The organism is Meiothermus sp. Pnk-1, from assembly GCF_003226535.1.
In the GTDB taxonomy this organism is placed as follows: domain Bacteria; phylum Deinococcota; class Deinococci; order Deinococcales; family Thermaceae; genus Allomeiothermus.
Genome location: NZ_QKOB01000006.1, coordinates 125,899 through 146,077, shown reverse-complemented (window position 1 = coordinate 146,077; position 20,179 = coordinate 125,899). Strand labels below are relative to the sequence as shown.

At 64.2% G+C, this 20,179-nt stretch carries 17 protein-coding genes; 7 read left to right on the top strand and 10 right to left on the bottom strand.

What is annotated here, in order from left to right; genetic code table 11:
• The first annotated feature begins 395 nt into the window (after positions 1-395).
• Together DNA98_RS18520 and DNA98_RS09980 are read left to right on the top strand one after the other, a co-directional pair.
• Positions 396-686 carry a helix-turn-helix domain-containing protein gene (locus tag DNA98_RS18520; RefSeq protein WP_110529869.1) on the top strand — a complete coding sequence of 97 codons (291 nt, stop codon included), beginning with the start codon at positions 396-398 and terminating at the stop codon, positions 684-686.
• A 226-nt stretch (positions 687-912) separates the two neighbouring features.
• A complete protein-coding gene (locus DNA98_RS09980; protein ID WP_110529866.1) occupies positions 913-1,440 on the top strand; it encodes a hypothetical protein in 528 nt (175 codons plus the stop codon).
• Positions 1,441-2,437: 997 nt separating this feature from the next.
• Here DNA98_RS09980 and DNA98_RS09970 read toward each other — a convergent pair.
• From DNA98_RS09970 to DNA98_RS09930, 9 genes are all read right to left on the bottom strand, one after another.
• A complete protein-coding gene (locus DNA98_RS09970; protein ID WP_165364021.1) occupies positions 2,438-3,133 on the bottom strand; it encodes a hypothetical protein in 696 nt (231 codons plus the stop codon).
• A gap of 4 nt (positions 3,134-3,137) precedes the next feature.
• Positions 3,138-4,454, bottom strand: coding sequence for a hypothetical protein (locus DNA98_RS09965; RefSeq protein WP_110529860.1), 1,317 nt, complete (start codon positions 4,452-4,454; stop codon positions 3,138-3,140).
• 1 nt (position 4,455) lies between these two features.
• Positions 4,456-4,863, bottom strand: coding sequence for a biopolymer transporter ExbD (locus DNA98_RS09960; RefSeq protein WP_110529857.1), 408 nt, complete (start codon positions 4,861-4,863; stop codon positions 4,456-4,458).
• A complete protein-coding gene (locus DNA98_RS09955) occupies positions 4,860-5,552 on the bottom strand; it encodes a MotA/TolQ/ExbB proton channel family protein (protein ID WP_110529853.1) in 693 nt (230 codons plus the stop codon). The genes DNA98_RS09960 and DNA98_RS09955 overlap by 4 nt, the downstream gene beginning before the upstream one ends.
• 292 nt (positions 5,553-5,844) lie before the next feature.
• Complete coding sequence (locus tag DNA98_RS09950) at positions 5,845-6,456, bottom strand: 3'-5' exonuclease (protein ID WP_110529851.1); 612 nt, start codon at positions 6,454-6,456, stop codon at positions 5,845-5,847.
• Between the two features lie 78 nt (positions 6,457-6,534).
• Positions 6,535-8,355: a DUF294 nucleotidyltransferase-like domain-containing protein gene (locus tag DNA98_RS09945; RefSeq protein WP_110529848.1), complete on the bottom strand. Its 1,821-nt coding sequence runs from the start codon at positions 8,353-8,355 to the stop codon at positions 6,535-6,537.
• A gap of 61 nt (positions 8,356-8,416) precedes the next feature.
• Positions 8,417-9,952 (bottom strand): sodium/solute symporter, encoded by a 1,536-nt coding sequence (locus DNA98_RS09940; protein ID WP_110529846.1) that lies wholly within the window; start codon positions 9,950-9,952, stop codon positions 8,417-8,419.
• Positions 9,953-9,964: 12 nt separating this feature from the next.
• The gene (locus DNA98_RS09935) at positions 9,965-10,237 is read right to left on the bottom strand and encodes a DUF485 domain-containing protein (protein ID WP_110530667.1); all 273 of its coding nucleotides are present in this window, start codon (positions 10,235-10,237) and stop codon (positions 9,965-9,967) included.
• 25 nt (positions 10,238-10,262) lie between these two features.
• Positions 10,263-12,920: an AMP-binding protein gene (locus DNA98_RS09930; protein WP_110529843.1), complete on the bottom strand. Its 2,658-nt coding sequence runs from the start codon at positions 12,918-12,920 to the stop codon at positions 10,263-10,265.
• Positions 12,921-13,119: 199 nt separating this feature from the next.
• On the opposite strand from DNA98_RS09930, the gene acs reads away from it, so the two are divergent.
• The 5 genes from acs (at position 13,120) to DNA98_RS09905 (ending at position 18,364) form a co-directional block, all read left to right on the top strand.
• On the top strand, positions 13,120-15,075 hold the full coding sequence (acs, locus tag DNA98_RS09925; RefSeq protein WP_110529840.1) for an acetate--CoA ligase: 1,956 nt from the start codon (positions 13,120-13,122) through the stop codon (positions 15,073-15,075).
• Positions 15,076-15,144: 69 nt separating this feature from the next.
• Positions 15,145-15,900, top strand: a complete 756-nt coding sequence (locus tag DNA98_RS09920; RefSeq protein WP_110529836.1) for a metal ABC transporter ATP-binding protein — start codon at positions 15,145-15,147, stop codon at positions 15,898-15,900.
• 1 nt (position 15,901) lies between these two features.
• Positions 15,902-16,708: a metal ABC transporter permease gene (locus tag DNA98_RS09915; protein WP_110529833.1), complete on the top strand. Its 807-nt coding sequence runs from the start codon at positions 15,902-15,904 to the stop codon at positions 16,706-16,708.
• 56 nt (positions 16,709-16,764) lie between these two features.
• Positions 16,765-17,220 (top strand): Rrf2 family transcriptional regulator, encoded by a 456-nt coding sequence (locus tag DNA98_RS09910; RefSeq protein ID WP_110529830.1) that lies wholly within the window; start codon positions 16,765-16,767, stop codon positions 17,218-17,220.
• Between the two features lie 7 nt (positions 17,221-17,227).
• Complete coding sequence (locus DNA98_RS09905) at positions 17,228-18,364, top strand: cysteine desulfurase family protein (protein WP_110529827.1); 1,137 nt, start codon at positions 17,228-17,230, stop codon at positions 18,362-18,364.
• Between the two features lie 72 nt (positions 18,365-18,436).
• Here DNA98_RS09905 and DNA98_RS09900 read toward each other — a convergent pair whose 3' ends face one another.
• On the bottom strand, positions 18,437-20,116 hold the full coding sequence (locus tag DNA98_RS09900; RefSeq protein ID WP_110530665.1) for a long-chain fatty acid--CoA ligase: 1,680 nt from the start codon (positions 20,114-20,116) through the stop codon (positions 18,437-18,439).
• Between the last annotated feature and the right edge of the window lie 63 nt (positions 20,117-20,179).

Here is a 20,179-nt window from a genome sequence, read left to right as displayed (position 1 = left end):
GTGGGTACGTGGCTGTGTGGACACGCTCCATGCCTCATGAGCTACTCCTCGAGTGCGGCAAGGCCGGACGGGTGAGTACGCACGGCGCGGCACACGGCAAGCGCACCAAAGCTGAATGCAAATTTCCCCTAATGGGAATTAGCGGAAATTTGACCGTGAGCTAGCGTCAAGTGTGGAGATTGCCGTGTGGGTGGCGACTCGGGAGGCTGGAGCCCATTGACGAATCCCCCCGCATATCCCCCAAAAGCTACCCACAGTGAGGCCAAGGCGCGGTGCGAGTGCGCGGGGTCACAGCGCTAGCGCGGGCAGGAGCACCTGTCGTACTGACCACCCCCAGTTCGCGGAGGCGTCGGCCTTGACTCACTCCGCCCACCTATGTGGCAAGCCCCCAGCGTATGGGGTTCAAAACCCACGCACGATATAATGGGGTGTCCAAGCTAATTAGGTGCAGTTATGAGCCTCAGGCTTTGCTGAGGCCAGGAGGACGTATGCTTTTCACTACAGGTCAAGCGGCAAGAATCCTCGGGGTGAACCGGTACACCATAAGGGACTGGGCACGTAGCGGCAAGGTACCTAGCATTCGCTGGGGTAGGCGCTACATGCTGGAGACTGAAAGCCTCGAGCTGCTACAGCGTATCCTCGAGGGCCGGGAGTACGCGCAAGCTAAGGCTGAGGGCAAGGTTTAAAGGCCCCTGTAAGGCGCTATAAGGCGTTTTACGGGCTTCCAAAGCGAGGGGGGTATCCAACCCCCCTCGTGGCATTGAGGCATGGCGAGGGTAGTGGAGCCCGGCGCAGCATCAGGCAGCAGTAGGTCCGTGTGAAGGCCTACGGGCCTGGATAACTTCACAAGTAGTCGCAACTAAAGGTCAGGGGTTGGCAGACCCCTGACCTACTTTTTTGAGGTTCAGATGAATGAATTATAGCACACCATCACTTTCAACGACGACCCTAAGCCTGGAGTACTACGAGTACTTCAAAGTCTGGGAAACGCGTATCGTGCCTAAGGCGCTGGAGGCCCTGGCTAAGCATGGCAAGCTGCCTCAGCCTGTGGACCAGGTGTCCTACACGTCACACGAACGTGCGCATGGCTGGGACGCGGAGGTCCTCTTGGGCGACCACCGAGTGCGCATCGAGGTGAAGCAAACCGAGGTTGAGGGCGCGCACTGGCACGGTAGCGTCACCATCACCGCAGGCACGGCCGAGAAGGCGCACCGCTGGGACAACTTGCTGATTTACGCCCTGGTGGACAGTAAGCGCGAGGAAGTGTGCGCGGTGTACTGCTTCCTACCTTCGCGGCTTGGCGGACAAGGCCTCGAGCGCCTAGCCGACTTCGAGAGCGCGGCGAAAGTCCGCGAGGGCAAGGCTGAAGGTCACAAGCCGTACTACGTAGTGCAGTTGAGCGACCTCGAGGCCATGGCCGACGTCACCGAGAAATTCTAGCCATGCCGCGCAAAGCACGTAGACCAGTACGCTATGTGCCCGAAGCGGCACGGCGCACGAGCCTCGAGAGGAAGCAGCACGCCAGGGCCACCAAGCGGTGGGTGGACAGGCTGGACAGGCTAGTGCGCAGCGGTGACCCGGAGTGGGCACCTGGTGTGATTACAAGCACGTACAAAGGTCCGAAGGAGTGGCTGACGGACAAGCGTAAGCGGGGTGCGTTCGAGCGTGAGCTCGAGCGCGCCCTCGGCAGTACTCCACACGTCATCAAGTATGAACTTGACGCTGACGGGATGGGTGCACATGCCCACGTTACAGCAGCGCAGACGCGGGAAGCGTGGAACTTGCTGAGTGCGGCTGAGCGCCTAGAGGAGTACACCTGGGCCATGGTCGAATCAGAGCTTCACGGTTGGCATGCCCCAGAAGTCAAGCATAGGCCGCAGTGGGGAGGACGGATTGACCAAAAGGACATAGGACGTTGGGGGAGCTACATGGCGAAGGCTACCTACGAAGGTGGGTTACCAAGTACAAAGGATGTGAGGAGTAAGTACTCACAGGACAAGGATGAGGGTAAGCATAGCGCTCACCTTAGCCCTCGGTGGGGTCAACTGCCTTAGGAGTAAGTCACACAGCACAGGGTTGAGAGGAGTGAGTAGCTAGCATTGAGGTGTATGAGTAGAGTCTAGGACAGGGATAAGTCTACAAACTTGTACTCGAGTATATAAGGGGAAAGTATTGACCTCAAGGAAAGGTCGTGTAGGACAGGGATTGGGGCATGAATTTTGGGTACCGACATATATAATGGCGGGTAAGCGTACCCCCTTGAAAGTATGGACTGCATGTCATAGACTGCCCCTTGGATTAGGGCATAGACCGGTTCTTGTGTCCAGAACCCGGTGAGGCTACATTACCAGTGGGTTGGGGGGACTCATAATCGTGGTGTCGGCGGTTCAAGTCCGCCCATAGCCACCACCCCCGGAAGCCCAGCGCTTCCGGATTTTTATTCAAACTTTGACAGGTCCACCGGCACGATATAGGCGCAATCGCTGTCAGCCTCGGTCTTGATCACCACGTTGAGGGTACCTTTGGGATCCACGCTGGTCTTCGAGAGATCGAAGTAATAGACCATGGTGCCGCTGTAGCGCCCAGGGTCGCTGTCAAGCGGTTTCCAGTCGTCCAGGTAGGCCGATTTGTAAGGCATCACGAAGCCGTTGCCTAGGCCGCCCAGCCCGACGGTATAGGCGGCGCGGAGGGCGGGTTTGGCCAGCCCCCAAATCTCCACAAAGATGCGTAGGTGTCCGGCAGGCAGGATTTTTTGTGCCCTCGAGAGCGCTTCCTGGGCGGATAGGTTCTTGAAGGCATTGCGCACCCGCTGAGCCTCCAGGCTGATTACGTCCGCCTGGCCCGCCACCGTGATGGAGTGCGGGCGGCTACCGTACTGGGCATAGGCCTCGGGGTTCTCGAGCCAAGGGGCTAAGCAGGCGGCGGGGTTTCCATACAGCGTCTTGACCCCCACGCCACCGGAAAAACTTTTGTCCTTTACGCTCAGGTCCACGGTAGTCGAGGTCTCTACGGTAGGGATACGGCTATACGCCCCGTCCACTACCCGCTGGGCGGTTTCGAGGTCGGGGGCCGGTTGCCAGGCTAGGGCTGATGCGAGGAAGCTCAAGCTGAGAAAAATCACCATCCGCTGCATCGGGTCACCTCAGGAAGATCATTTGGCAGGTCAACCCCGCCGATTGGATGCGCTCGGCGTCGGTTTTGGAAACCATCACGTAGTCGTTGAATTTAGAGGAGGTGGCGAACTCCGAAGGCTTGGTGGCCTCGGCGCGCACCTTGAGGGTGCGGGTGTATTGTCCGAAGGCGACCTCGGCTTCTTTCTCAAAGAACAGGGCGATGCTGGTCTTATTGACCAAGTTGGAGGAAATTCCCTTGACGGCCTCGGAGTTAGGCCAGACTTTCTTACCGCTGGGGTCGAGCACTGCCGGCGAAGGACTAGGGGAGAGGCGGGGGGAGAGTCCCCGGGCATCCACCACGACGGCGCAATCCGGCTGGTCCCTGCCGCCTGCCCTCCCTCCGGCGAGACCGTCTGCCTCGACCCCCGGCTGGGCTGCGGCAGCTTCCGGGCCGTCCTGGCGGGCTTGCTCGCTGGGATGTGGGGACGGGGTGGTCTTGGGGGCTATGCGGGTGGACTCGCTCCCCACGGTCTCAGGGCCAGGGTGCGGCGCGGCAGGTTGGGGCTCGGCGAGCGGGGCCGGGGTGGGGCTCGAGGCGGCATCCGGCGCGGGAGAGGTGCCGTTGCGCCGCAGGGAGTCAGGGGCGGATACCGTATCGGCCTGGGGTTCGGGGAGCGGCGCGCTTCCCGAACGCGGCGAGGCTGCTATGGGTTCGGCCTGCGCGGAAGTCGGGTTGGCCGCCCTCGAGCGCGGCTGCCCCTCGGGGATGGGGGTGTTACCGGGGCTACGTCCACCCCCGACTTGCATCTCGGGCGAGGGGGCAGGGCGGGCGGGCAGGTTCCCTTCGGGGGAGGGGGTGAGGGCCTGGCGAGCTGCCGCGGTGTTTTCGCCCACCGGAGCGGACCGGACCGGGCTGGGGGGCTCGAGCGGGCCGTTTTGCGGAGAGTCGAGGGCCGGATTGGGCCGGGAGGCGACCTCCGGACGCGGGGTGGGCTGAGGCTCAGCTTTGGGTAGGGGGCCGGGCTGGACGGTGCGGCTCCCGGCCCGCGGTTGTGCGGTGGCTTGGGAGGCTCGAGCCTGAGCCGAAGAGGGTACGGCAGGTTTCGGTTTGGGTGTTGGGGCCGGGCGCACCTGGGGGGGTCTGACCGCCGGGGGGGTGGGGCTAGGCGCAGGCTGCGCCGCCGGGGTCGGGGGAGGCGCTACGGTGATGCGGAGCGGGGGCGGGGCCGAAGGGCGCAGGGGGGGCAACAACCCCAGCCACACCAAGAGGGCCAGGTGAAATAGCAGCGCGGCCAGCAGCGCTCGGCTGCGTTCGGCGTTAGGGGGCAGGGACGGGGTCATTTCAGGGCAGGGTGGCGATCTCCAGCCGGGTCCCTCCGGCCAAGCGCACCAGGTTGATGAGCGAGACCACCCTTCCGTGGGTGGCGGCCTTATCGGCCTCGAGCAAGACCGCGCGGTTGGGGTTCTTGAGGGCTTTGCGCAGCTCTCCTTCGAGCGCTGCCGGGCTCACCACCTGGCCGTTGAGGGCCACCTGTCCGTTCCGGCTGAGGGCGATCACCAGCGGGGCTTGGGGGATGGCCTGGGCGGTGCTGGCCTGGGGCAGGTCTACCGCAAAGGCCCGATCCGGGCGGTTCAGGTTGGCCGCCAGCATGAAGAAGATCACCAGGATCAACACCACATCCACCATGGGGGCGAAGTTGAACTCTACGGGCTCGAGGGTGCGCCGCCCCAGGCCCGCTCGGCGCCTCATGCGCCCTCCTTGGGGCTCACAGCCTCCACCCGGTCGGGTTCGTAAAGCGGGGCCGGGGCTCCTCGCAGGCGGCCCTCGCGGCGAAGCTGGGCCTCGGCGAGCCAAGCCGGGAGGGCCTCGCGCGCCCGGTCCACCCCCAGCAGCAGGGCCTCGGCTCGGTTGCGCAGGTAGCTACGGGCCAGATAGGCCACGATCGCCACGATGAGCCCCGCTGCGGTGTTGACCAACGCCTCGCTGATCCCGGTGGAGAGCTGGGTGGGGGTGGGGTTGGGAGATTGAGCGAAGACCAGGAACGAGCGGATCATCCCGATCACCGTGCCCAACAACCCCAGCAGCGGGCCGATCTGGGCCGCCGTTCCCAAGCCGCCCAAGGGCCGGAAAAGCCGGGCCTCCTCGTACTGCACCGCCTCGTTGAGCGCGGCTTCGATCCCTCCCACTTCAGCCCGCTCGAGCCCCGCCCGCAGCACATTCGCTACCGCGCTCCGCTCACGCCGCACCTCCCGCAGGGCCCCGGCCAGGTCGCCGTGCATGATCGAGGCGTGGACCCGGGTCAAGAGTAACCGGCTATCCCGGCCTAGGCGCAAGAGGGCTTGCAGGTGCAAGAAGAACGTGTACACCACGTACAGCGAAAGTGCCAGGATGGCCCACAACACCGGCCCAGCCGCTTGGATCAGCTCGAGGGGGGTCATTTGCTCTTCTGTACCACGAGCTGAGGTCAGAGGGATGAGAGTCTTGTGATGTTCGGGGTTTTACCCAGGGATAGAGGTCATTAAGAAATCTTCTTGGCTTTTTCTTATTTTTGGGACCCCAACCGCGGCGTATTTTCGCGGCGATAGCCGGGTAGCGCTGCCAATCGAAGCGGTCATAACAGATAGGCTTTGGCTTGCCCTTAGCGGAACGCTTGGGGTGGGGTTCATATCATTGGGGCCAAGCCTTGAAACAGAATCCCCTCTGAGAAACCTGACCAGGGCTACGAACTGTCTAAACCAGTTCACGCAACGTCCGGATTCCTAGCTTGGCGCGCAGGACCAAAAATATCTCCGCGGTAGCGAGCGCATCGATTAGAGCGTGGTGAGCGGTGTAAGGTGGTAGATCAAGAAAGGCCCGCGCCTTGGCCAAATTCTCAGGAGGTGCTTCAAGGTGGGGCTCGAGCAGCGCTCGCCGTTGGCCGAGCTTGTGCAGCAGTTTGACGGTATCTACTACCTGTGGCTCGGGCCAAACCAGGTCGCAACGGGCATACGCGCGCTTCAAAAACGTTACGTCCACCAAAGCGTGATGGACCAGCAAAACCCCCTCTTTGAGCCGCTGATGAACTTCGCGCAAGACCTGGCAAAGCGGGGGGGCCTCACGCAGCTCAAAAGGACGGATCTGGTGGGCCCGCAGCCCCTCGAGCGAGAGCGTGTCGAAACGGTGGGGGCGCACCAAGCTGTACAAGTGCTCCCCGTAGCGGATCACCCCTTTCCGAATGGGAACCATGCCCACCGAGAGGATTTGATCTTGGGGTTTGAGCCCGCTGGTCTCAAGGTCAAGCGCCCAGTACACCACTTCCTCCCAAGGCAATGCGGGGGTGCGTCGTAGCAGGCGCTTAAGCATGGGTGTAAGCAAAGAAAATGCGATCAAGCGGGGTTGTCGTTGGTTGGGAGAGGATCCATGGTCGACCACAGCCTGACTTCACCCGAGCTGGTCAGTGCGGAAGCTTAGGCGGGTGGCCTCTTGGGCTTCGCGGATGGCCAGAAAGGCTTCGCGTAGATGGTGGCGCTCCAGCGGGCTCAAGGTTTCTAGCCGTACTCGGTTTCCCACCGGCTGACCTTTGCGGAAGGCCTGCAGCTGTTCGCGTAGCCGCAGACGCAGCAAGAAGGCAAAGGCTTCTGCCAGAGTCAGCGCGGTCTCTTCGCTCAGTGTCCCGGCTTGGGCGGCAGCTTTCAGGCGCTCGGGCGTGCTCACCGCCTCGGAACCGGCGGCTAAGGCGTAGAGGCGAGCTAGGCTGACGATGGGAGTGATGCCGCTTTTCTTGAGGTCGAGCCCGGCCTCATCCTGGCGGATTTGCCGGAAGAGGGTGAGCGGAGGGCGGAACTCGAGCGCGGAGCGGGCCAGCTGGGCTAGAAAGCGCTGGTTCGAGCGGGCCTGTCCCACTGCTTCGCGCAGCACGCTGAGATCAAGCGAGCTGTGTAGCGGGCGGAAGTCAAAGAAGATGGCGCTTTCGAGCAGGGCCTCTGGGGTAGGCCGCTCGATCCACTCCCGGAAGAGCTGGAGCCAATCGGCCAGGGGTTTGTGCCAGTTTGTCGCCATGTAACCGCCCGGACAAAGAGGGAACCCAGCGCTCAGCAGCCCCTTTACCACGAACTCCGCGAGCTGGGGGAAGTAATGGGCGGCTTGTGGAGAGGGCTGGGCGTAGATCAGCGCGTTATCCTGGTCGGTGAGGAGGGTCTGCTCCATCCGTCCTTCGGAGCCGAAGACAATCCAGGCATAGGGGGTAGGGGGTGGCCCCAGCTTTTGTTCGGCCAGGCGCAATAGACGGTATAGCAGTAGGTCGTTGAGGGTGCTCACCGCGCGCCCGATCTCCGCCGCACCCAGCCCACCGTTGAGCAGGTTTTCTATCACTCCGGCTAGCTCGAGCCCGTATCCCTGTAGCTGTTCTGGATCTTCGCTACGCTCGAGACGCCGGGCTAGGTACAGTGGGCTTCGCGCTTGCTGGTGCAGAAAAACTGTATCGGTGACGACTCCTATGATCCGCCCTTCCTCGGTGAGGGGCAGGTGGTGAATATCGTGGGCCATCATGAAGGATAGCGCCTCGAAGAGCGAACTCGAGGCCGCTAAGGTTTTCAGCGGAGTGCTCATCACCTGCTCTACCGGGGTGTTGGGGGGTAAGCCCTCGGCTAGGACCCGGTTTCTAAGGTCGCGGTCGGTCAGGATGCCCACCGGGTCGCCCATCACCAGCACCGAGCTGATGCGGTGCTGTCGCATGAGCTGGGCTGCTTGTTGCACCGTGTATCCGCGGGGAACAAAGACCGCAGGCCGGCTCACCACTTGCCTGATGGGCAAGCTGAAATCTACGTTCAGGTAGGTGGATTCGGGTTGCACCGCCTTATGCAGCCGTTCGGCGAGCCCCTGGGTAAAGAACTGGGCGAAGCCGGGATACTCCATCAGGGTGCGAAAGGTCTCGGCGGGCCAGCGGTAGGCCAAGAGGTCTTCCTCGGCGATAACATCGAAGGCCGGGGCGTCCTGAGAGAGCAGCGAGGGGTAACCGAATAGGTCACCCTCCTCGAGCTGCATCACCACCTTCCCCCCTCGCTCGAGTCGAACCGAGCCTTTGCGGATCAGGTATAGATGGTTACTGCTCTTACCCCCCTCCTCGAGCACCCGCGTCCCGGCGGGCAAATAGGCCACCTCGAGGCTTTTTTCCAGCGTTTGCAAGCCCTGGGGTGGGAGCTGGTCAAAGGGCGGGCACAAGCGAATAAAATCCAACGGATCAGAGAACTTTTGGGTGTTCATGATGGATAAAACCCCCGCCTAGCCGGCTAGGCGGGGTGGGCATAAAGCGGGATCACCTCACCTAGTCACCTGCACCCAGGTGTACCCGACGCTCGACCTCGAGGAAGCGCTCCTCGGCTTCGCGTTCGCGGGAGAGGATCGAGACCAGCCATCCGGCCAGGAAGCCCAGGGGGATAGAGATGATGCCGGGGTTCTTCAAGGGGAAGATGGCCGCTGCATGCTTGAGGATATCTACCTGAACCGTGGGGGAGAGGTAGATGAGCAGCACCGCGGAGAGCGTGCCCACCAGGATGGCGGCCACCGCTCCTGCTGTGGTGAAGCCCCGCCAGAAGATCGAATACACCAAAGCCGGCAGGTTTCCGCTGGCGGCGATGGCGAAGGCTAAGCCCACGGTGAAGGCCACGTTCTGCCCTTTAAACGCGATCCCCAGGAGGATGGCCACGATTCCCAGAACCAGGGTGGCGGTCCGGGCTACCCGTAGTTGTTCTCCCTCGGAAACGTGGCCCCGGCGCACCACGTTGACCCAGATGTCGTGGGAGAGCGCCGCCGCCCCGGAGAGGGTAAGGCCCGCCACCACCGCCAGGATCGTAGCAAAGGCCACCGCGGCGATGAATCCCAGGAAGGGGGTACCCCCTAACACCTCGGCCAGCAGCGGAGCCGCCATGTTGCCCCCTTTGTCGATGGCCCGGATGGCATCCGGCCCCACCAGGGTCATCGCGCCAAAGCCCAGCACAAAGGTCACCAAGTAGAAAAACCCGATGAAGAGGGTGGCCCAGGTAACCGAGGTCCGAGCAGCCTTGGCGTCGGGCACGGTGTAAAAGCGCATCAAGATGTGAGGTAGCCCGGCGGTGCCCAGCATGAGGGCCAGTCCGAGCGAGAGGGTGTCGATGGGATTGGCCACCAACCCTCCGGGAGCCAGGACTTTATCCCCCTGTTTGGCGGCGGCATCCTGGAAGAGCGCCAAGGGGTTGAGTCCGTAGTGGAATAGCACCAGAAGGGCCAGCAGGAAAGCCCCACCCAGCAGCAGAACGGCCTTGACGATCTGCACCCAGGTGGTCGCGACCATGCCCCCGAAGAGCACATAGGCCAGCATCACCGCGCCCACGATGACCACCGCGGCTTCGTAGGAGAGGCCGAACATGAGCTTGATCAGGTTTCCCGCTCCCACCATCTGGGCGATGAGGTAGAGAGCTACCACCGCCAGGGTGCTCACCGCGGCGGCGCTTCGCACCGGCACCTGCCGCAGCCGGTAGGCGACCACGTCGGCGAAGGTGTACTTGCCCAGGTTGCGCAGCGGCTCGGCGATGAGGAACATCACCACTGGCCAGCCCACCAAAAAGCCGATGGAGTAGATCAGCCCATCGAATCCCGAGAGGGCCACCAACCCCGCGATCCCTAAAAAGCTGGCCGCCGACATGTAGTCCCCGGCCAGCGCCAGACCGTTTTGGAAGCCGGAGATACTGCGCCCCGCGGCGTAGAACTGCTCAGTGGTGCGGGTGCGGCGGGCGGCCCAGTAGGTGATGCCTAGGGTGATGGCGATAAAAAGGAAGAAAAAGAGAATAGCGACGGGGTTGGTCTGTCCGAGCGTGGTTTGCATGGGACTTCTCCTTTACTCTCCCAACCGTCGTATGGCCTCGTCGTACTCGCGGTTGGCCCAGCGCACATAGATCCAGTTGAGCACCCAGGCGGCGATGATGACCAGCGCTCCCAGCAGGATGCCCAGGCTCAACCCCGGCACCAGCTGGGTGCCCATGGCCCCTTTGGCGTAGGCCACCAACAGGATGAAGCCAAAGTAGATCACCATCATGGCCAGGGTGAGCTGTAAAGCAATCCGCCAACGCTGCGCGGCTAGCGCCTCGAGGGCTTTCTCCTTTTCTCCCATGGTTGCCTCCTCCATTTGGAACGGGCTACTCCTCGAGATTGGACAGATCTCCCGGATCGCGCCCGAGTTCCCTAGCTTTGAGCAAGCGCCGCAGGATCTTGCCGCTTTTGGTGCGGGGGAGCCGGGGGAGGAAGGATACCTCGACGGGTACCTCGAGCCGCCCCAGCTGGCGGCGCAGATGGGTGGCGAGCTTTTGGGCCAGCACCGACTGCACCTCGGCCCCTACGTCCGGGGTGCGGAGCACCACATAGACCTTGATGGTCTCGCCGTGCTCGGGGTCAGGCAGGCCGATGGCTGCGGCCTCCGCCACCGCCGGGTGGGTGAGCATGGCCCCTTCGATCTCGGCGGTGCCGATGCGCTGCTCTCCGGCCTTGATCACGTCGTCTGAGCGCCCCAAGAGAGCGATGTATCCGGCCTCGTCGCGCACGGCTAGGTCACCGGTGACGTAACAGCCGGGGATTCTCTGCCACAGCGCACGGTAGCCCTCGGGGTTGTTCCACAGTCCGCGCATGAAATGGGGAAAGGGCTGGAGGAGCACCAGGTGCCCTTTCTGGCCCGGCGGTAGCTCGCGACCTTCGGTGTCCACTACTTTGGCCTCGACCCCTGGGAGGGGCAGGCCTACCTTGCCGGGCCGGGCTGGTTCGCAAAGCGGGGTGCTCAGCGTAGGGGCCCCGGTTTCGGTCTGCCACCAGTGATCGATGACGGGGGTTTTGAGGTAAGTGTGGGCCCACTGCCAGACCTCGGGGGCCAGGTACTCGCCCACCGAGGTCACCAGGCGCAGGCTCGAGAGGTTGGCCTGGGCTGCCCACTCCGGCCCATAACGGCGCAGGTGGCGCAGCCAGGTGGGGCTGGTCACCAGCACGTTCACCCCCAGCTCGTCCAGGATGCCGTAGAACGCCGAGGGATCGGGGTAGGCCAGCTTTTCCTCGCGCAAGACGGTGGTAAGGCCCTCGAGCAGGGGAGCGTAGAGCCCGTAGGCGTGCCCTACGATCCAGGAGAGATCGGCGGTGGTCCACAGGGTTTCGCCGTCCTTGAGGTCGAACAGTTGCCGCAGGTGGTAGGTGGTGCCTACCATGTAGCCGCCGTGAACGTGGACGACCCCCTTGGGCTTGCCGGTGGAGCCCGAGGTGTAGAGGATAAATAGCGGATGCTCGCTGTCTAATGGTTCGGCGGGGGCCAGGGTGCTTTCGGCCTCGAGCACCCCCCAGAACTCGGGGTGCCTGGGGGTGCTGCCCCGGCGGTGCCATAGCACCTCCAGGTCTAGCCCCTGCACCGCCTCCTCGACCATCCCGCTCAGGGATACGGCCTGTCCGGCCTGGTAAGCCCGGTCCGCTGCGATCAAGAGCTTGGCCCCGGTGTCTTCCAGCCGCTCGCGCAGGGCAGCCGCTCCTAAGCCCGCTGGGATCAGGGCGTGTACCGCCCCGATGCGGGCGCAGGCCAGCATGGCCAGGGCCGCCTCGAGCCCGGTGGGCATGTACACGGCCACCCGATCCCCCGCCGCCACCCCCAGCCGCTTTAGGGCCGAAGCCAACCGGGCCGTCCGCTCCAGCAGCTCGCGGTAGGTGAGTTTGTGGATTTTGCCCTCTCCCGAAAGCGCCACCAGGGCTAGCTGGTTGCGCCGGGGCCCCGCTGCGTGGCGGTCGAGGGCGTTATAGCTCAGGTTGGTCGTCCCACCCACAAACCAGCGATGAAGGGGCAGGTTCAGCTCCTGGACTTTCCTCCACCGCTCAAACCAGCAGAAGCGCTCAGCCCACTCCGCCCAGAACCCCTCGGGGTCCTCTAGGCTGCGCCGATAAGCGCTGCGGTAGTCTTGCAGGTTGGCCGCGCGGCGGAGCGCAGGATCGGCCCACACCTCGAGCGCTTCGGGCGTCTTGTCGGGGGTTTTCGGGGGTGCGGGCAGCCAGGTGCTCTCGAGCGATGGGGCTTCACGCCTGGGCTGCGCCCCAACCTGGCTCGCGCTAGCCTGGCTCACCTCCTGCACTGCCCGGAGCAGTCGGGTAAAGGCGTAGGGGAACCGGCGCGAAGGCACCACCACCCCCAGCGAGCCGATCACCTGTCCCTCGGAGCCAAAGATGGGCGCAGCCAGCCCAGAGAGGCCCAGGGCGTACTCCTCGAGTTCCACCGCGAAGCCCATCTGCCGCACCCGCGCCAGCTCCTCGCGCAAGGCTAGAGGATCGGTGAGGGTGTAGGGGGTACGGGGGCGCAACTCTCCCACCTGCTGGGTGAGCTCTTCCTCCGGCAGGTAGGCCAGGACTGCTTTTCCCAGCGCGAAGGCGTACAACCCCCCCTGGACCTGCCTCTCCAGCCCCCCGGGCTTGGGCAGCCCCTGGCGGCCGCGGGTGGCGAGCTCGAGCCCTCCCTCCGGGGTGAGCAAGGCCAAATAGACCCGCTCCCGGGTGCGCAGGTAAAGCTCCTCGAGCGCGTCCTGCAGGCGTTCGAAGTGCTCGGCTTTGGGGGGGAGGTGGGCGGGGGCCAAGGCGGCCTTGGAGACCCGGTAGCTAGACCCCTCCCGCTCGGCGAAGCCCTCCGCGACCAGGCTGGCCAGCAGGGCGTAGGCCGTGGAGAGGCTCTTGCCCAGCATCTGGGCCACCTCCCTCGCCTCGAGCCCCTCCGGATGGGCGGCCAGGTAGGCCAGTACCCGCAGGGCCGCTTCTACTGTGCTGAGCCGCTTGCTCCTTCCCATCACCCTCCCTGGGAATCCTCTGAAACTTGCTTCGCTCTGACGGAGCCATCATTACCTCGAGCCCCTTGCCGCGTCAAGAAACCGCCCCTTTTGAACATTGCGCGAAAGTCTGCCATTCTTGCAGGGGGGCGTGCAGCTCCATAAGCTGGTAGCCAGATCCACTGTGTAAGGTGCGTGTACAACCACCAGGAGGGGGATTATGGATCAAAACGCGGATCGGATCGAAGCGGTGCTCAAGGAAGAGCGGGTGTTCGAACCTGCCGAGGCGTTTAGGCGGGCTGCGCTCATCTCAAAGCCCGAGGAGTACCAAGCCCTGTACGAAGAGAGCTTGAGGGACCCCGAAGGTTTCTGGGGCCGCTTTGCCCAAGAGTTTCACTGGTTTGAGCCCTGGAAGAAGGTGCTCGAGTGGAACGTTCCCTACGCGAAGTGGTTTGTGGGCGGAAAGACCAACCTGGCCTACAACGCCCTCGACCGCCACCTCGCCTCCCGCCGCAACAAGGCGGCCATCGTCTTCGAGGGCGAGCCCGGCGATTCCCGGGTGCTCACCTACCACGACCTGCACCGCGAGGTCTGTCAGTTCGCCAACGTGCTCAAGGGGCTGGGGGTGAAGCCGGGTGACCGGGTGACCATCTACCTGCCGATGATCCCGGAGGCCGCCATCGCCATGCTGGCGTGTGCCCGCATCGGGGCCATCCACAGCGTGGTTTTCGGAGGGTTCTCGGCCTCGGCCCTAGCCGAGCGCATCAACGATGCTCAGTCCACCGTGTTGATCACCGCCGACGGCGGCTGGCGGCGGGGTTCGGTGGTTCCCCTCAAGGCCAACGCCGACGAGGCCCTAGCCAGCACCGAAAGCGTCCGGCATGTGGTGGTGGTCAGGCGCGTCGGTCAGGAGGTGCCCATGCTGCCGGGGCGCGACCACTGGTACCACGAGCTGATGGCAGGAGCCTCCGACCGCTGCGAGGCCGAGCCATTGGACAGCGAGCATCCGCTGTTTATCCTCTACACCTCGGGCTCCACCGGCAAACCCAAGGGGGTGATGCACGCCACCGCTGGGTATATGGTCTATGTGGCCCTCACCGCTCGCTACGTCTTCGACCTTAAGGAGACCGACACCTACTTCTGCACCGCCGATGTGGGCTGGGTTACCGGGCACAGCTACGTGGTATATGGGCTTCTGCTGAACGGGGCCACCACGCTGATGTACGAAGGAGCCCCCAACTGGCCCGACGAGGGGCGGATCTGGAGCATCATCGACAAATACGGGGTGAGCATCCTCTACACCGCTCCCACCGCCATCCGGGCGTTCATGAAATGGGGAGAGCAGTGGCCGGGTAAGTATCGGCTCTCGAGCCTGCGGCTCTTGGGCTCGGTGGGCGAACCCATCAACCCCGAGGCCTGGCTATGGTACTACCACGTGATCGGCAAGGGCCGCTGCCCCATCGTGGATACCTGGTGGCAGACCGAGACCGGGGGGATCATGATCACCACCCTGCCGGGGGTGCATCCGATGAAGCCCGGCCATGCCGGAAAGCCCTTCTTCGGGGTCGAGCCGGACATCGTGGACACCAGCGGAAAAACGATCACCAGCGCCGACGAGGGTGGCCACCTGATCCTCAAGCGTCCCTGGCCCTCGATGCTGCGCACCGTGTGGGGCGATCCCGAGCGCTATGAGCGGCAGTACTGGAGCCAGTACCCCGGCAACTACTTCTCTGGGGACGGCGCCCGCCGCGATAAGGACGGTTACTATCTCATCATGGGCCGGGTGGACGACGTGCTCAACGTCTCCGGGCACCGCCTGGGCACCATGGAGGTGGAAAGCGCCCTGGTCTCGCACCCGGCAGTGGCTGAAGCCGCGGTGGTAGGCCGCCCGGATCCCATCAAAGGGGAGGGGATCGTGGCCTTTGTGACCCTCAAGGCGGGGCATACCGCTTCGGATGCGCTGGGCGCAGAGCTCAAGGCCCACGTGGTCAAGGCTATCGGTGCCATCGCCCGCCCGGACGAGATTCGCTTCACCGAGGCCATGCCCAAGACCCGCTCGGGGAAGATCATGCGCCGGCTACTGCGGCAGATTGCCGCGGGAGAATCGGAGATCAAGGGCGACACCTCCACCCTCGAGGACCGTAGCGTGGTGGAGCGACTCAAAGCCGCCCAGTAGGGAACCTGTGCGGCTTCGTAACCGCGGTGCCATTTGCCCCCTGCATTTGATAGCGTATTATCAGGTGGTATGGTGGCTCCAGCGGTTCAGGTACAAGACCTCAGGGTGCGCTTTGGCGATTTTCAAGCGCTCCAAGACGTAAGCTTTGCGGCCCCCCAGGGCTCCTTCGTGGCCATCGTGGGGCCCAACGGGGCCGGAAAGAGCACCCTGCTGCGGGTGCTGTTGGGCTTGGTTCAACCCGAGCGGGGCCGTTTCCAGCTCTTCGGTAAGCCGCTTGCCGCCCTGCCGCCGGGGCAGGTGGGGTACGTCCCCCAGGTCAAGGGCTTCGACCGCAGCTTTCCCGCTTTAGCCCTCGAGCTGGTAGTCTCGGGGATTCGTCGGGCTTGGCCGTTTCGGGTCCGCCCCGCCGAGCGCCAGACCGCTCGGGAGGCGCTTGAGCAGGTGGGGGCTTCCCACCTGGAGAACCGCTCGCTGGGGCGGCTCTCGGGGGGGGAACTGCAAAGGGTCTACCTGGCCCGCGCGTTGGTGCACAGGCCCAGGTTGCTCCTGCTGGATGAGCCGGCCACGGGCGTGGACGCGGTAGGGGAGGCGGATTTGTACCGGCATCTGGAGGCCTACCAGCAGCGCTCGGGGGCGACCATCCTGATGATCACCCACGACTGGGAGGCCGCCCACCACCACGCTACCCACGTACTGCTACTCAACCGCCGGGTGATCGGCTTCGGCCCACCCCCGCAGGTGCTCTGCCCGGAGTGTCTAAGCCGGGCTTTCGGTCACGTGGGCCATGCTCACCTGAACGAGGCCCTCCAGCCCCGTATGCCCTGATATGCTCGAGGCCCTCGCTTTCCCTTTCTTTCAGCGCGCCCTGCTGGCCGGGGTGCTGGTGGGGGCGTTTATCAGCTACTACGCCCCCTTCGTAGTGCAGCGCAAGCTCTCCTTCCTCTCGCACGGATTGGCCCACGCGGCCTTCGGGGGGGTGGCGATTGCCCTTTTCTTCAATACCGAGCCGCTATGGGTGGCGCTGCCGTTTACCGTGCTGGTGGCGTTGGGGATCACCTGGGTGCGCTCGAGGACGGGCCTTGCGGAAGACTCGGCCATCGGGATTTTCCTCGCGCTGGCCCTGGCCTTGGGTATCCTGATCCTCTCTTTCCGAAGCGGCTATGCCGCCGAAGCCTTGGCCTATCTTTTTGGCTCGCTCCTTGCCGTGACCCCCACCGACCTCTGGATCTCGCTAGGGGTTCTCGGGCTGACCCTAGCCCTGCTCCCTGCGTGGGGTCGCTGGGCCTACGTCACCTTTGACCGTGACTTGGCCTTGGCCGACCGCCGCCGGGTGCTGTTGCAGGACTACCTTCTCTCGGCGCTCGTCGCGGTGGCCACCGTGGTAGCGGTAAAGGTGGTGGGGGCGTTGTTGGTGGGGGCTTTTTTGGTGATCCCGGCGGCTACCGCTCGCCTGTGGAGCCGCACTTTCGCCACCATGACGTTGCTCTCGGTCGTGCTGGGGGTTGCTACGGCGCTGGTTGGTCTGGCCTTGTCCTATCAGCTTAACGTACCCAGCGGAGCCAGCATCGTGCTGGTACAGGGGGTGGTCTTCGCGGTGGCCTTCGCTACCGGACAGCGGGAGCGGGTAGAGTAACAAGCCGGAGCAAATCTACAATTGTCAGGTGGTTTATACGGGATTATAGTAGAGGTATGTGGGTCTCCACCAAATCCCAGTATGGCTTGCGGGCGCTCGTGGAGATCGGTCTGCGCGCTCCGGAGGCGGTCCCGCTCAAGGATGTGGCTGAGGCCCAGAGCATCAGCCAGCACTACCTTGAGCAGATCGCCGCCCAACTGCGCCGAGCCGGGTTCATCCGCAGCGTACGCGGGGCCAAGGGCGGGTACAGGCTGGGGAAACCGCCGGAGAAGCTCACCGCGCTCGAGGTGGTAGAGGCCCTCGAGGGCAGCCTGGCCCCGGTCACCTGCTTGGACGACCCGCAGTCGTGCTACCATACCGGGCACTGCTCCACGGAAGCCCTGTGGAAGCGGGTGGACCTGGCCATGCGCGGGGTGCTGGGGAGCACCTCGCTCAAGGACTTGATCGAGCAGCGCCGGGCTATTGAGGCCCGCAAGCTCATCCAGATTGAGCCTGCCGAGCGGCCAGCCTAGGTGTAGCGTGATCTACCTGGACTACGCCGCCACCACCCCGCTGGACCCAGAGGTGAGCACCGCGATGGCGCAAGCCTTCGCGGCCTGGGGGAACCCCAGCTCGGTGCACGCCGCGGGAAGAAAGGCCAAGGCGCTGCTGGAGGAGGCCCGCGAGCGGCTAGCCAGGGCCATCGGGGCCCGCCCCCGCGAGGTGATTTTCACCTCCGGCGGATCTGAAGCGGATGCGCTGGCGATCTTGGGGTATGCCCTCGCGCGGGGTAAGGGCCACCTCGTCACCACCCAAGTGGAACACTCCGCCGTGCTCACCGCGATGCGGGGGCTCGAGCGGCTGGGTTACGCGGTCACCTACCTCCAGCCGGAACCCCTTACCGGCATGGTGTATCCCGACCAGCTGGCCCAAGCCCTCCGCCCCGATACCCTGCTGGTGAGCGTGATGGCCGTCAACAACGAACTCGGCACCCTCTACCCGGTGCGCGAGATGGCCGAGGTTTGCCGGGCGCGGGGGGTCGTCTTCCACACCGACGCGGTACAGATGGCGGGGACCTTGCCGCTCGACATCCAGGAGCTGGGGGTGGATATGCTCTCGTTGGCGGCGCACAAGTTCTATGGCCCCAAAGGCGCCGGGGCTTTGTACTTGCGCAAAGGCCTCGAGCTTTTCCCTATCGCCCCCGGCAAGCAGGAACAAGGCTTTCGGGGTGGCACCGAGAACCTCCCCGCCCTCTACGGGATGGCCTTGGCGCTTGAGAAGGCGGCGCGGCTGGTTTCCGAAGAAACCCCTCGGTTGCTGGCCCTGCGCCGTCGGCTGGAGCGCGCTTTGCTCGCCCTCCCCGGGGTAGAGCTCAACGGCCACCCTACCCACAGGAGCCCCAAGCACGTCAACGTCACGGCCAAGGATGCGGATGGCGAGGGCCTGCTCCTCAACCTCGACCTGATGGGGGTGTGCGCCTCCTCGGGCTCGGCGTGCAGCGCAGGGAGCCTCGAGCCCAGCCATGTCCTCACCGCCATAGGTCGCAGCAAGGCCGAAGCCCGGGCCTCGGTGCGGTTTAGCCTGGGGCGATTCACCACCGAGGCCGAGGTGGACGAGGCGGCCCGGATCTTCGCCCAGGCGGTGGAGCGCTCGAGGCTCACGGACACAGCGCGCTGACGCTAAGGGTGAGGCGGTGGTGCAGGGACCTCGCCCGAAGCCGGAGGGCGCTTCGGGCGGGAAAATTCAGCTTCAGCTCGAGACCTTTTGGGCTTGTATCGCTTCTTCCCGCAGCTGCCGCCGCAAGATCTTGCCCACCGCCGACTTGGGCAGCTCCTTGCGGAACTGGATGATGCGGGGAATCTTGAAGGCGGCCAGGTTTTCCCGGCAGTACTTCTCGAGTTCGGCCTCGCTCAGGCTAGCTCCCGGCTTGAGGACCACATACGCCGCCACGGTCTCGCCGCGGTAGCTGTCCGGCACCCCCACCACACAGGCTTCCTGGATGGCCGGGTGGGCGTAGAGGACCTCTTCGACCTCCCGGGGGTAGATGTTGTACCCGCCCGCGATGATCACGTCTTTCTTGCGGTCTACGATGTAGAAATAGCCGTCTTCGTCCATCTTGGCCATATCGCCGGTGAGGAGCCAGTCGATGACCAGGGTTTTAGCGGTCTCCTCGGGGCGGTTCCAGTAGCCTTTCATGATGTTAGGCCCGCGCACCGCCAGCTCCCCCACCTCTCCCGGGGGAAGCTCTTGCATATCGGGTCCCAGGATCTTGGCGTCCACTCCCGGAAGCGGCAAACCCACGCTGCCCTTTTTGCGCAACCCGGAGACCGGGTTGGAGTGGGTGACCGGCGCGGCTTCGGTTAGGCCGTACCCCTCGAGCACCTTGCCCCCGGTGAGCTGTTCGAAGCGCTCCATCACCTCGAGGGGAAGGGGGGCCGAGCCCGAGTTGCAGACGCGTATGGTGTGTATCTTGCGCTTTTGGATGCCGGGGAAGTGATTGAACGCGGTGTACAGCGTGGGTACCCCGGGGAAGTGGGTCACCTTGTGCTTTTCGATAGCCTCCACGCAGGCGGCGACTTCGGGCCGTGGCAGGAGCACGATCTTATATCCCAAGGCGAGGCCGAAGTTCATGGCCACGGTCATCCCATAGACGTGGAAAAAGGGGATAGCCCCCAGCATCACGCCCTTGCCCTCGAGGGCTTTGCTTTCCGGGGACCAGGCGATGGTCTGGTAGGTGTTAGCCACCAGATTGCGGTGGGTGAGCATAGCCCCCTTAGAGATCCCGGTGGTTCCGCCGGTGTACTGGAGCAGGGCTACGTCGTCGGGGTTGGGCCGCAGCGGCTCGGCGATGGGGGGGTGGGAGCGCAGCAGGGGGTTGAGCCCGAGGCGCCTGGGATCTTTGGGTAGGTTGACCCAGCGCTTCTCCCGGCGCATCTTGATCGGATAGAGCAGGTTCTTGGGGAAGGGCAGATAGTCTTGGAGCCCGCTGGTGATCACCCGCCGCACCGGGACCTCCTGGGCGATCTCGGCGTAGCGGGGCCACAGCATATCGAGCATCACCAAGGTCTCAGCCCCGGCGTCTATGAGCTGGTGGTGGAGCTCGCGGGCGGTGTAGAGCGGGTTCACATTCACCGCGATACCGCCGGCCATCAGGGTGCCGTAAAAGGCGATCACGAAAGCCGGGGTGTTGGGCAGCATGAGGGCTACCCGGTCGCCTGGCTTCACCCCCTGGACGCGCAGGGCTTCAGCAAAACGGCGAGCAGACTCCCAGAGCTCTTTGTAGCTCAAGGTCTTGCCCAAAAACTCCAAAGCGACCTTCTCGGGGTAGCGGTTTGCGCTGTGCTCGAGCAGCCACCACAGGGGAACCTCGGGGTACTCGATGTCCTTAGGGACACCGGGGTCGTAGTGCTTGAACCAAGGACGCTCCATTCGCTCCTCCACCTCTTAAGCAACGACTTGTACCTACCAGCTTAGGGAAAATTTATACCGAGT